Genomic DNA, 14,581 nt, shown 5'->3' with positions numbered 1-14,581 from the left:
ACCTTTCCAAAGTTTAGGTTAATAATTTCTTTTAGGGTTTTTCAGCATTGAATAAAGCCTGTACCTCACTTTCAGTAAGTGCAGTATCGAACATTCTGAAATCGTCCATAGCTCCTTTATAGGTATTAGTTGCCGTAGAATAATTCATCCAATCAGGATTGGTATTTGCCTTGCTGGCACCGAATCCCAGGGCTAGTTTTGCATCAACGCCGGTTAATGCGGTATTCGAATCATCTTTATCAGCCAATGCCATCTCCTTCAAAAGCCATTCTGTTGTATTCAAATCAATGTCAGCTTGCATAATTTTGACACCGTCAATAAAGAACGTCTTTAGTGATGTAGTCGCATCATAGGTTAGCGCCATTTGGTGCCATTCACCATCTGCTACGAGCGAAGAAATTGCACCAGAATAATTAAAAAGCAACTGTCCGGCTACGGGTGATCCGCCATTGATGAAATCGGTCCAAGCGGTGCCATAGTTATGATCAGGTGTACCAGCCTCAGCTACTTTGTGATTGGTCGGGAATTTCATCCAATCGACGCCACCTGAGCCAACCTCAAAGAAATACCCATGCAGCGCACCTAATCCAAACATTACGCGACTGCCATTAGGATCATCATAATCTGCTGCGTCGATCTTAAACCATACGCTAAACGTAGCGTTAGGATTGATCAGCGCATCGCCGGAAAGTTCAACAATGTCACCATTTCCTGCGGCCGTTGCGCCTCGGAAGTTTGCGGCGCTATTTGCGTTCCCAAAGCGGTCATCGGTATATCCAACTTGCTCAGATACCGTAGTAGCATTCGCCGTTGCATCTTCAATCGTTCCGTTAAATTGAAGATAAAGAACCTGATCGGACGACTTAGGCGCAGTACCAATTCCAATCCCGGGTGTGGCGAAGGTTCGCGTAACTGCTGACATTGGTTTGCCCGCAGTTGATTGTAGTCCTATGTTGAAAGCGACATTATATTGATCGCCGGCAAACAGATCGTCATTCGGTGTAATCGTAACGGTATTCCCCGAAACAGCAATGGTCTTTTCTACTTCTGAATCATCAAACTCTCGCGACAATACTATGTTCGCATCTGTAGCTGTTGCAGCATCAATATTATCGGAGAAAGTCGCCGTGATGACGGCATCAACAGGAACATCGGTTGGGCTGGTAGCGCCATTTAAATCAGAAGTGCCGGCAGTCAATGCAGTCAGCGTAAGATCAACGGGATCATCATCATCACTACAGCTTACAATTACTGCAGTGGCCAGGGATAAAAAAGCCATAGTCAACAGCACATTCAAAAACAATTTCACTTTTTTCATCATTCTTCAATTAAAGGTTTAACATTCTATTTACTTTTTCCTATTGATTCCATCCAGGATTTTGTTCCCAGGTGTTATTGGTTAAATCCATTTCAGACTGCGGGATCGGCAACAATTCATGCTTACCGGCAATGAACCCTAGTGGTCCCAGGACTTCCTGCGCTTTTCCCGTCCTGAGAAGATCCCAGAAACGATGGCCTTCTAATGCCAGTTCATGTCGACGTTCTTCCTGTATGATATCGCGAAGCAGCGTCTTGTCGGTTGATGTGATCTCCGGAAGAACGGAGACATTGCCTTCACGCGCTCTTTCTCTTACTTCATTCAAATACAGCAAAGCTTCCCCAGGCTTTCCATTTTCGTTCAAGGCTTCGGCTGCCATTAACAATACATCTGCATAGCGAAGTATCCGCTTGTTGTGATCATGTTGTGTAGGAACGTCTGAACCTGGCGTCCACACTTTTTGATTGTAACATTCGATCTCGAGAAGGTTGTTATTGGCATCCCGAAGTTCATCAGGTGTTCCGCCATCACCGCCGATGGTTATACCATCCAGCACTTCACCAAGAAAAATGATCGTTGCCTCTTTCCGTGGGTCCCCGGTCTCAAAAGAATTTTGCAGATCAAGCGACGGGCGGTTAAAGCCCCATCCGCGATTTGGCGTACCACGTACGCCCTGCACGTTGGCGTATTGATTGCCACCATTTCCTAATCCTTCAAAGGGCAAGGCGCCGATTTCAAAAACCGATTCATCACCAAATTCACCAGCTTTGCTATTGGCATCTTCAAAAGACGACATAAGGTCGTATTCGCCTGAATTAATTACTTCCAGGGCATATCGTTCAGCGTTTAAAAAATCATTTTCAAATAAATATACTTTTGCGAGCAGACCTTTCGCTGCCCCTTTCGTTGCCCGGCCTGCATCTGCCGAACCATACTGGGATTTTTCCGGAAGGGCGTCAATAGCAAGTAAAAGATCCTGTTCAATAAAATCATAAATTTCACCGGCGGGTGTGCGTTCCATGCCCCGCTCTGGTGTTACCGTTGTAACAAGCGGCACATCACCCCATGCCCTCACCAGGTCAAAATAAATCAGCGCACGGATGAAATGAGCTTCTCCGATATATCGCGCTTTCAGTGCGGCATCCATTTCGATCAATGGAACCTTTTCAATAACAACATTGGCGCGCTTTACGCCCTCATACAATGTACTCCACCATGTATTGAGGCTCGATTCTGTTGGGATGTGGGTGAAATTATCGTAAGTACCTACCGTAGAAGCGCCATCACCAGGATTACTTCCTTTACGAGCATCATCCGACATAATATCAAGTATCGGAAACAGTCCCTGGTGGAAGCCGGAACTCCGCAGCATGTTGTACATCGCATTCGTCGCAAGTAACGCATCGTTTTCTGTCCTCGGAAAAGTTTCCTGCGTCAACTCACCTTGCAAAGGTTTTTCTAAAAAATCACTGCAACTTGTAAGCAGGAGCAAAACATAAAGGAATCTTTTGTTCATAACTTACTGTTAAAATGTGACGTTTAAACCAACGGAATAGATAGCGGACACCGGATAGGTGCTGATGTCAATACCACTGTCGATAGGATTTCCACCTGTCGTACGGTTTACGGTATTTCCTCCTGCGACCTCAGGAGAATAGCCTGTAAAGTCAGTCAACGTGAAAAGGTTGGTGCCTCTTACATATACCCGCGCCGAACGCATTTTAATTGTCTGGGCCAACGTCTCAGGAAGCGTATACCCTAACGTAATACTCCGAAGCCGAACAAAGGATCCATCTTGAATGAACCGGCTTGAAGGCAACCAATTGTAGCCGCCGGCTGTGGGACGCGGTTCAGTGTTGGTGCTCCCTTCACCTGTCCAACGGTCGTATACGTGTTGCTCAAAATTATACAAATCGGGCCGTATCGTTTCTTTGGCGTTGTAAATCTTGTTACCAGTTTGTCCTTGAAAATCAGCTGAAAGGTCAAATCCCTTATAGCCCACCTCAAGGTTTAATCCGTAAACAAATGTTGGAATCGGCGAGCCCAGGTATGTTCTGTCGGCATCGGTTATTGCGCCGTCACCATTGACATCCACAAATCTCAAATCACCTACACCAGCGTCCGAGCGATGGGGATAAGCATCAAGTTCGCCCTGATTTTGAAAAACACCATCAGCTTGATAACCATAAAATGCCCCTAACGGAAGCCCTGGACGTGAGGCTGTGGTCTGTGCCTCGTTAAATAATCTGTCTCCCGCCCCGCCAGTACCCATTACTTTAACAGCGCGGTTATGAATGGTGGTACCTACCGTTCCAATTCGATAAGTGAAATTATCGGTTTGACTGGTCCAAGCCAGATTATATTCAAATCCTCTGTTAAGAACTTCTGCCGCATTGTAGGTTATGGTAGCGCCGGTGCCATTGCCGAGGTATCCAGGAACTGCTAAAGCAATCAGAATGTCTTCGGTGGTTTTGCTATAGTAATCAAGTTCAGCTGTCAACTGATTTTCAAAGAATCCCAATTCCAGTCCAATATCAGTTTGATAAGTACTTTCCCATTTCAGATTTTCGTTGCCGCTTACCCCAAAAGTGGATCCGGGATACAACGTTTCATTGTTGCCAAAAACACCGCCAATGGAGTTGAGTACACGCGAATATCTTTTGTTGTAATCAATTTTTTCATTTCCAATAATTCCCCAGCTCGCCCGTAGTTTTAAATTAGTGATGAATGGATGATCCGCCATAAATCCTTCATTGATCACATTCCACCCCAGCGCTACTGATGGAAAATCTCCATACCGGTTTTGTTTGCTGAATTTGGAAGAACCATCCCGACGATACGTTGCTGTTATTAAATACCTATCATTGAATGAATAGTTGACGCGAAAAAGAAATGACGCAAGACTATAGTTCAAGTCCGCCTCTACGCCGTTCGGCGTAGCAATACCTGTTTCATTGATGTTGTCGGAAGTGAAATACCAAAAATCCTCTCCTTCACGGATCAGGTTCTGACCCTGCAATTCCAAAAATTCCGAAGATGCCTCCTGCAATGTGTAACCAGTTACAGCACTGATACGATGACTCCCTATTTCCTTGTTATAACTCAATGTATTCTCCCATAACCAGGTAAGTTGATCGCTATTTTTTTTGGTTAAAGTGCTGATCGAATTCTGTTGCTGCGGTGAAACAAAAAATACCGGTGTAAAACTTTTATTCTTTCTATACGCCATATCAACTCCAAAACTTGACCTGAACGTAAAACCTTCCAGGAAATCGATCTCTGTAAATACATTGTTTACGGAACGAATTCCACGATCAGCGTTATTGTTGTATTCAAGGCTCGCCAGAATGTTACCTACACCAGGAACGGGAGAGTAGCTTCCATCGTTCTGATACGGTGTGACTACTGGCTGCGCACGATAGACAATAAATGGTGCGGAAGCGTTAGTGTTTTGCTGTCGATACGGTGTGAAGCTAAGACTGCCGCCTAAACGAACTGCATCCGACAAATGATATGTGTTATTAAACTTTATGGTAACACGTTCATAATTAGATTTAGGAATTATTCCATCCTGTTTAAAGTATCCGAACCCCGCATAGTATTGATTCTTCGAAGACCCCCCGGAGGCTGAGAATTGATAATTTTGTATAGGGGCTGTCTGAAAGATCAAATCCTGCCAATCGGTACTTGGAACAGCGTTCACATTATTGTAAGTACCTGGATTAATTTCATTAACGATGGTGGCAAACTCAGGCCCATTCAACAAATCAATTTTCTTTTGAAGTTTCTGAATGCTGTATTCGCCGGAGAAGTTGATGACCGGAGTTTCTTGTCCGGCCTTCCCCCCTTTTGTAGTGACTATAATTACACCGTTAGCTCCCCGGGATCCATAAATGGCGGTGGCGGAAGCATCTTTTAATACTTCCATAGATTGTATATCAGCTGAATTTAAATAATCGATGTTGTCCAGGATCATGCCATCCACGACATAAATCGGATTGGAGTTATTAAACGTTCCCGTACCGCGAATACGAACTACCGGCGATGACCCCGGTGCACCGGAGGGGCTAGTGATCTGAACGCCGGCTACTTTCCCTTGCAGCGACTGCATCGGTGATACAGCCGGAATACGCGTTAAATCCTCTCCACGAATAGATGAAACCGAACCTGTGAGGTCCGACTTCCGGACAACTCCATATCCGATCACTACAACTTCATCCAAGGTCTTGGTGTCAGGCTCCAACACAACGTTAAGGGTAGATTCACTTCCCAATGCAATGGTTTTTGTGGCATACCCTACAAAAGTAAAATTCAATACACTTTCCTGTGGAGCCAGGTCAATTGAATAATTCCCTTCTATATCTGTTACTGTTCCCTTGGTCGTGCCTTGGACAACAACATTCACGCCCGGGAGAGGCTGACCGTCTTCAGACGAAGTTACTTTTCCGGAAAGCGCTCTGTTTTGTGCATGAGTGCTTATAGCTAGTAGTAAAACAGCAATGATTGATAAAAGTCTTTTCATATTCAATTTCTCCAACGCGTGCAAAAAAGGCAACACTAAATGATGCTCAGTTACTTAAGCAATAGAAAGTCATTTTGTTTTTTATAAACCGGAAAAATATTTTTAATAACGCACGGGATATTTGGCCTTTCATGATGAACAATTGATCTTCTCAAACGTTAGCGTGTGCGCATGGAGAAAACTTTTCTTGCTGGCAAAGGAATTACTCTCTGAATGACTATCTTTGCAGGTTTGGAAGGGAACGGAGGGAGCTAAATGGTCGTCTCTTGCTTGCTCACACAGATTTAGAAATTAAGATCGCTAATGGAATTTGAATTAAAAACACCAATACTTTTTTTAGTCTTCAACCGTCCCTCTACTACCAAAGTAGTTTTCGAGGCCATCCGGCAGGCTCGTCCCTCAAAACTTTACATTGCAGCAGATGGCCCAAGAAAAGACAAAAACGGCGAAGTTGAACTATGCAATGAAGTACGTGCGATTGCTACAAATGTCGATTGGGAATGCGAAGTAAAAACTTTATTCAGAGAAGAGAATCTGGGTTGTGGGAAAGGCGTTTCAGAGGGAATCACATGGTTTTTTAAAAACGAACCGGAGGGAATAATTTTGGAAGATGACTGTCTTCCGAATGCCACCTTCTTTCGCTATTGCGCCGAGCTTTTAGAACGTTATCGCCATGATACGAGGATTATGGAGGTAAGTGGAAATAATATTCGCCCTGAAAAATATTGTAACAGTCCTTATTCATATTCTTTTTCAGATCATAATGGAATTTGGGGATGGGCTTCCTGGCGAAGAGCTTGGAATCTCTACGACTATGAAATGAAATATTATAAAAAAATTAAAGAGCGGGGATATTTCAGGAAACATTTTAGCTCTGTCTATGAGGAACATTATTTCCAATGGGTTTTTGAGCGCACTTATTTATTTCCTCACATTACATGGGATTATCAATGGGAATTTGTGAAGCGAATTAATTCTGGTTTAACGATCGTGCCTCAAAAAAATATGGTAGTTAACTTAGGATTCGGTGCGGATGCAACCAGTACTACCAATTCAAATACACCATCAAGCAACTTAAAAGCGGCACTATTGGAGTTTCCGCTCAAGCATCCGAAGTATGTGATTGCAGATAAAGAGGCAGATAAACATGCATTCATTACACACATGACGACAAAAACTTCCAGGCTAAAGTCACGAATTAAGAATGCATTGCCCTACAGCATCCAAAATAAAATATTTCATTTTACCATGAGCAGGTTTATTGAATCTCAGGTAAAGGATCAGGAGACACTGAAGAAATTAAAGGAAAAAAGTACGTTAAAGATCTTCTCCTTTACAAGTCTATTCATGTACTCATTAAAACTTGAGCCGGAGATAATGGTCTTGGCAATGTTATAAACTTATTGCCCCTGTATCGCAGGTGGTATAACGGCGTGTAAGCTTTCATTTCACAAGATGAATCCAGCTCTTGCAGGTGGCATGGTCGTCTACAGAAACTTCGTAATAGTAAACACCAGCCTCAACGTTATCCCCGTCCCAATCATATTGGTAATCCTGCGATTCAAAAACTTTTCCACCCCATCGATTGAAGATCGTAACCGATGTTTTAAAGCCATAGTCTGCCGGCGTTAGTCCTTTTTCATCCCCAAGTTGAATGGTAAACGTATCGTTAGCCTCATCTTTTATCTTGGGTGTAATGACATTAGGAATTAACAATCGAAAAACCGGCATTGGAATTATTTTTTCTGTTACACAAAACTCGCGTACGCCTACAAGCTTCACATTAAAAAGCCCATCTTGTTTGAACTCATGTTCTGCCTCCTCTTCGTCCAACGTTAACCCATCACCAAAATCAAAAAACATTCTATCTCCCACTCGTAGGCTATCCGTTAGATTACTAACCGTGATCTTTGGCCTGTTAAAGCATTCCGCGCTTCGGTCAATTTCAAATGCTGGCTCTATAGTTGGTATGACTACAAGATCTACGGTATCTTTTCTGACACATCCAGATGCTTCGGTCATGGTTATAAAATAACGAGTGGTGTCTTCCGGCTGTACCACCGGGCTGGGAAGATCTGATTGAAAGCTTCCATCTTCACTTACCCATGCATATTGCTGGGCACCGCTGGCTTTCAACTGGTACGATGTACCGAGACAAAGGGCATCATCCTCCTGTACCTTACCCTGTGCCAGGAAAATATCTACTTTCGTAGAGACGGAGTCTTTCACTTTGCACGTGCCCGGGTCAATCGCTTTGAGAGAAACTGTATAACGCCCGGTCGCTTTATATTGATGGGGCACCATAGAAGTATCAGTTTTTACCAAGCGTGTTCCGTCGCCGAAATCCCATTCAAAAATTTCTCCACCGGTACTCAGATTTTGGAATACAATTGTATCCGGCATACACACCTTGTTTAAACCCGGCATATTGAGCTTAACGGAATTTGATTGTAAGCGAGCTTTGAGCGATGATAAGTCAAACTTGAAAGCTGCATTATTGCAATTGCCACTTCGATTTGTCCTGGACCAAGCCCCTGCACTCGTCGGAAAATCCGAAGTCGAATGCCCGGTGGCATTATACGCTGCACATCCGGCGCAAACCGCATGATACACTACGCCACTTTTATCAAATCTACTTGTGCCGCCATCCACATGGGTGGTAGATTGACCCCCACCAAGGTATGTACCATATAGAAATTCGGATGCGTCATCCGTCATTACCATGAAATAGAAGTCTGAACCCGACGTCGTAGATTGAAATGCGTCACCCGTAATCGGCATACCACGCGTGTTGCTTTGCCAATGAAAGGTTTGAATATTTACAACGCCACCCCAACCCGACATATAGAGATTGTTACATTCATTAACCAGGAATGCCGTGGGCGAAATGTCCGGCGTACCCCTGCCCGAACCAAACACCGTAGAAAATACCAATGTAGATAAGGATCTATCAAATTTTTGAACAAACTGACCGCTGTTGGGATTGTTATATACGCCAGGGGTAATCGGAAAAGCACCGCTAGTTTGACCATAGACATATACTTCTTCAGCCTGGTTGATATCTACAAAGTAAATCTGGTCGAAAGAAGGTGTGCCAGTATACGTAGCGTTATAAATGGTGTCTCCGTTGTTACCTATGTGGGCAATCCATCCATCGGCATCTCCTTTATGCACGCTTTGATAAGCCGTTGCTTTTACAGGAAAGTCGGGACTCGTAGTGCCACCGGCCATAAAAATGGCATTGTCCTTATCGAGCTTCAGGGTATGCGAAGCATCCGCACCGCTCCCGCCTATGAATGTCGACCACAAAATTTCCGACAAGGTTGCGTTTAACTTGATAAGTAATGCGTCGGTAGCGCCACCGTTATAGGTAATATCCAACCCTTTGCCAACTGGAAAATCAGACGATGCTGTAACCGTGCTGATATAAACGTTGCTTTGATTATCAGTAATTACATCTCCCCGAAGTTCGTCGCCATAGTTTTTTGTTAAAGCACCAAAAGTTGCATTCAATCCATCATTTTGGGCTCCCCCTAAAAATGTCGATCCTAACAATTGGGAACCGTCCTTACTAAACCTGGACACAACGATGTCAGATCCATTGGTGTACTCAACAACATGTGAAACTCCGGTGCCGCCGTTGAAGGTTCGATCGATAGCACTCACGGAGGTGGGGAAATTGTGCGAACTGGTAGTTCCTAATAGAATAAGTTCTTCATTTGCATTCATCACCAGGCTATGTGGTGATTCTGAATTTACACCACCCAAGTAAGTCGCATACAAAAGTTGCTTTCCTGCGGAATCGTATTTTAAAATCGCGATATCATAGAGTCCGGCATACGTAGTCTGAAAAGCACCTGGCGTTGCGGGAAAACTTCCGCCGGCGTTTACGTGACTTGTGACACCCGCAGAATAAAGATTCCCGTTCTCGCCAGGCGTCGCGGTGCTGCCCCAATTGTCTGCAGTCGATCCAGAATAGGTTGAGAAAATGAGCAAAGGGTCAATGGTGAGCTCATAACAGGGGTCGTATCCTTGCGGAAAGCAAAAGGACAGGCGATTCCCTATGAGTTGATATTCACAGGGCACTGTCACTTTCTGACCTTCAATCCATTGATAAGCGATTGGTTTTTGTTCAATAATGTCGCCGACTGATGTCTTCACCGTCAACTGCTGGCCACTCAATGTTAACTTTTCCGCGCCGGCATATTCTAAAATTATTTGCGATGGATCAGCGTAAGGTGCGAGGATAAAATCATACTTAACTTGTTTATCCAAAGCGTAAACCTTAAGATCGATCTTATCATAAAGGGAGGGATAAACAAATCCATCATAACCAAATGCTTTCGATGCCCAGTGGTTATGATCATTTCCAATAAAGTAATTATAATATTCAGATGACTGCCCAAACGGAAAAGGGACGGACGCCCTATTCGCGCCAAGGAAACTTACGCTGATAGAATGTCCATTGATCATTTCGCCAAGCTCACCGCGACCGCTTGATTCCACGACATCGTGATGGCCTCGCTCGTGCAGCTCATGCATACGATTTTCATCCAGCAAATAGTATTGAAACGTGCCCGGCCGAATAACCATGGTGCCTCCAGGAATCTTTGCCGCATAGTGGACGGAAGAAGGCCATTGATTTTTATTTTCAATAAATTTTATACCAGGCGTAGCGTTGGCCGATGCTAAAATCTCCGAAAAAATAAGCCCGATAACCAGGAAGGGGAATCTGTAATTCCTGAACATCCACACCATATCAAAAAATTAAGTAACGGCTCTGAACAGGCAAGATAAGCATAATCAACCGAATTAAGCAGCGTAATTCCACAAGCAGCGTTAGATTGATGACTCTTATTAACAGACTGATTAATAATGAATTACTTACTTGCGCGGGAAGTAATGCACGAGCTGGTGTAACGAGAATGGCTAAAACATAAATCCCATCCTGACATAGGCAAGTGTTCCTTCATCCGAGTGTCCAGCCTCTACAGAAAGAACGGTCAGATTGAAAGGTGTAAACCAAATGCCTCCACCCCATCCCTTATGCCACGCATTTGATTTCCCAGTGACAGCGGTCGGATCAATTCCATTCTGATCTTTATACCAGACTCTTCCTAAGTCGTGAAATCCCAGAATACCCAGGCTCGCAGGGAATAAATAAGTCCTGATGCTTAGCAACTTGATTCGCATTTCAAGGTTGGTATAAAATTTTCGATCGCCATAAAATCTTGTCTTCCGAAACCCGCGTAGTTCCGTTTTTCCGTCCAGAACCTGCGCCTGATAAAATTCATAATTGCCGGCGTTCAACCCACCACCTATACGTGCGGCGAAGACAACCCTTGCCGGTACACGAAAGGATTGGTAAAGGGAGATGGAACTTTCATAAGAAGAAAAGTTATGCGCGCCGGCGTCAGCACCGGCCATATTTCTGCCCGTTAGATTGAACACGACACCGCGCGAAGGCATTTGAGCGTGGTTCTTTTTATCAACGGTAAAGTTCCAACCAACCCCCAGGTAATTATTGTATTCGGTATAAAGATCATAAGGCAATCCGTTGGCAAACTCATCGATAAACCGGTTTTCGTCGGGCTCCTCGATTTCAATTCGCTGGAGTGCTGGTCCTATTTTTAGCGCTGCAAATCCTCCAAACTTCCTGGTCAAAGAAGTTTCAAGCCTGATCTCTTCAAATCTGAACCGGTAATAATCTATGGCTCGATCTAAGTCATATTGAGGATCTTCATCGATCTCTTTGTTGAAGACACTTTCATTTCCCAGCCCGAAAAAGTTATTTACATAGTTTGGGGCTTTGATGTCTGCATTAATTTCCAGCCCCCATTTACCAATAACATCTGTGAAATCACCGCGGTAAAGAAAATTGTATGAATTGGTTCTGGGGGCCACACTAGCCAGAACGATATGGCGACTCTTAAAAGGGTCTTTACGAAAGCCTTCAGTTTGATAATAAAATCCACCCCCGACAAAAAGTCCATCATCAGGATTGAAATTTCCAAAAACCAGTGGCGCTAGCCGGTCATATTTGAATGCTTTCCGGTCATAGACATTTACTGCTGGATCAGCGGATAATTTGTTGCCCGTCTCGCCCCGAGAGATTAGTTGACTTGTGGAATCTTTGGTGTCATAAAAAATCGTACGATGTCCCAGCCCTCCCACATGTGAATTATCAACAAGTGAATCTCCTCCACCACCTCCAATAACTCTCACCAAAATGCTTTTATCTGATGTGCCGTCCACGGCAACCTTATCGTCGCCACCCATGCCATATATGCGAATTGAGCGCGTCTCTGAATTTTTAAACAAGCGCTCGTAGAGCTTATTGCCTTGCTCCCCTTCTTTGGTGATCTTAAGCATTTTCACCATTACATTACCGTCTGGCAAACGCTTAACGTCAATGTGTTCGCGTTTATTAGAGCCTACAATATCTACATCCTTTGCCAGGAATTTGTAATGTGCGACGGCGTTCGCGACCAGTTCTGATCTTCTCGCTTTTAGCTTCCTGATGATGTCGTGTCCGTGAAGTTTGTAAATTTCATCCGGCCATTCACGAATAGCATTCTCAATGACTTCATCTGTTAACCGACGCTGGAGATCCAGCGCCGTATTGATCCACGTTTCTTCATCCGGCTCGGTTAAAAAAGACCGATCGAAGTAACGTGCATTAAAAGAAAGACCCGAGGGCCAGTTGATTTCTTCATCGAAACCCTCAAACTTCGGTAGTGCCCAACGCCTGCTCCATACTTTAGGAATCACTCCTTCATTGACAAAAAACGCCTGATCCCGATCACGTGGTATCGGTCTGAATAGATCACCTTTTTTACTTTCAAAGGTTGCCCATCGCCATTGGTCGTCGTGTCGGTCCCAGTCACCAATCCACATATCAAATAGCCTTGAGCGAAGTACAAAATTCTGATCCACTTGGTTGTCGTTGTCTTTTTCGAGCTTCCGCAAAACTTTACTCGTGTTAACAATGTCACTGGAATTGCCAAAAAACGGCTTATCTGACCAGTCTCCAGCCGGACGCTCTTCGTATAGGGCAAGGGTGTTGGCGAACTCTTTTCTGTAAATTCCCAGCCTCGGATCGTCGGGTATGAATACAATTTTTGGATTTGTGTGATAAATTCCAGCAGCCTCAGCGAGTGACGGGATAACGGTTGCGGCATACGGATGTGCCGCAGATATCTGATCCTGGACTAAATTCTGGAGAAATGTTTTTCGAAACATTTCCGGCACTGCCTTCTCAGGAAATTTTTCAATGGATCGCAAAACATACTCGCGTCCTGCAGCATTTTCCAAGCGCAATGAAAGGGTCTGCATCCCTCCGCCTTTTTGAAGAATTTTAAAACCGCCGTCCTGACCTAAGTCAAAAACCGGCACCTCAATTTCTTGTTGCCAGGCCAACCTATAATTGGACCCTAGAATTCTTTTTTTGCTTTTGCCAGCTGCATATTGGTCACTGGCTTTAACACGAACGACTTTGTTTTTAAAACTCAGTGTGTCATCCTCGGTTGCCGTGAGAAGTGAAGTTGAAGCACCAGGGATTGAATCTTTATAAATCACGCGACCCTTAGGGTATTCAGCATCCACCTGAAAATAAGTCAGCCGCACTTTTCCACCTTTCATAATATCAGCTTTTACAAAGCCAGTAGTACTTGCAGCAAACGTTGAATAACCCTTCTGCTTGACGCCTGTAGTTTTTATCCCTGACCCGCTACCAACGAAATAGACGCTATCCTTTTCTATTGCCTGAAGCGAATGCTCGTGACCGGCGGCATAAATTGTTCCCGGATACTGAGTCATTACAGACGTGAGACTGTGTATCAGTTCTTTATAAAGAGGATGTGCGGTGTCCTGAATGTCGCCGAACCATTTCCGGTAAAAAGGATAAAAAGATCCGACAACCGGAAAAGGAATGTACAATCTTGAATGCAACGCAGTTAAAGGAAAGATATGATCCTTTAATGTAAAGACGCCGCCATGATCTCCATAGGTGATCATCGGATGATGGCCGGCCACAATCATTCTTTTTCCTGCATTGCGCGCAAAAATATCGTTTACCATCAGCAACGCTTCCGCTGGTGTTTTCGCATCACAGTTACTTTCTTCGCCAGGCTTATCCCAGGGGTGTAAAAACCATTGGGTGTCAAGTATCACCAGGGTTGCGTCGCTGCTCAATGAAATTTCAACTGGCCCAGGGCAACCTTCTCTCGGGTAAATATTTACACGGTTGTCATTTAACGAGTCAAGCCATTCTTGTGCATTTGTTAGTTGCTGCCACCCTTGCCGCCTGCCTCGCATCCAATCGTGGTTGCCGGGGATAAAAACGATTCTTGCATCTACATCTTTTAGCCAATCTACTTGAGTCTTTAATATTCTTTCGGCGACATCTCGGTATCTGTCGTATATGCCGGGCATTCCCTTAGGGTAAATATTATCCCCGAGAAAAAGTACTGTAACGTCTGCGTCCGACGTTTTAATAGCTTCGCGAAGGACATTTCCCAAAGTACTGTGTTCATTATAAGGTTCACCAGCATCCCCAATAAAATACAACGAATGAGTTATTGCATCCTCAACAGATTGTGCGCTAGCGCAATACGACAAAAGAAAGAAAGTGTAAATCAGTATAGATCTTATCATGCCCGGCCCATCGAGGTAAATTCAATAATACGCTTCCGATACCTTGAAAGTTTACAATCCTTTCAAAAAGCAAGTCGGAAGGAAGG

Annotated in this window: 6 protein-coding genes; 1 reads left to right on the top strand and 5 read right to left on the bottom strand. The window is 44.2% G+C overall.

Features of this window, described 5'->3' with window-relative positions:
- Positions 1-31 precede the first annotated feature (31 nt).
- Genes P2W71_RS15065 through P2W71_RS15055 form a run of 3 tightly spaced genes read right to left on the bottom strand, consistent with a single transcriptional unit; the run spans position 32 to position 5,840 of the window.
- Complete coding sequence (locus P2W71_RS15065) at positions 32-1,321, bottom strand: Ig-like domain-containing protein (RefSeq protein ID WP_276372098.1); 1,290 nt, start codon at positions 1,319-1,321, stop codon at positions 32-34.
- Positions 1,322-1,358: 37 nt separating this feature from the next.
- The gene (locus P2W71_RS15060; protein WP_276372097.1) at positions 1,359-2,834 is read right to left on the bottom strand and encodes a RagB/SusD family nutrient uptake outer membrane protein; all 1,476 of its coding nucleotides are present in this window, start codon (positions 2,832-2,834) and stop codon (positions 1,359-1,361) included.
- 9 nt (positions 2,835-2,843) lie between these two features.
- Positions 2,844-5,840 (bottom strand): TonB-dependent receptor, encoded by a 2,997-nt coding sequence (locus P2W71_RS15055; RefSeq protein ID WP_276372096.1) that lies wholly within the window; start codon positions 5,838-5,840, stop codon positions 2,844-2,846.
- Between the two features lie 303 nt (positions 5,841-6,143).
- Between P2W71_RS15055 and P2W71_RS15050 the strand changes: the two genes are divergently transcribed.
- Positions 6,144-7,238: a nucleotide-diphospho-sugar transferase gene (locus tag P2W71_RS15050; protein WP_276372095.1), complete on the top strand. Its 1,095-nt coding sequence runs from the start codon at positions 6,144-6,146 to the stop codon at positions 7,236-7,238.
- Positions 7,239-7,283: 45 nt separating this feature from the next.
- Here P2W71_RS15050 and P2W71_RS15045 read toward each other — a convergent pair whose 3' ends face one another.
- A complete protein-coding gene (locus P2W71_RS15045; RefSeq protein ID WP_276372094.1) occupies positions 7,284-10,589 on the bottom strand; it encodes a PKD domain-containing protein in 3,306 nt (1,101 codons plus the stop codon).
- A gap of 180 nt (positions 10,590-10,769) precedes the next feature.
- Entirely contained in the window at positions 10,770-14,495 is a 3,726-nt protein-coding gene (locus tag P2W71_RS15040) for a BamA/TamA family outer membrane protein (RefSeq protein ID WP_276372093.1), read from the bottom strand.
- Between the last annotated feature and the right edge of the window lie 86 nt (positions 14,496-14,581).

Source organism: Chryseolinea sp. H1M3-3, from assembly GCF_029360725.1.
GTDB lineage: Bacteria > Bacteroidota > Bacteroidia > Cytophagales > Cyclobacteriaceae > Chryseolinea.
The sequence above is the reverse complement of the archived record's forward strand: the minus strand, read 5'-3'. Positions and strand labels throughout refer to the sequence as shown.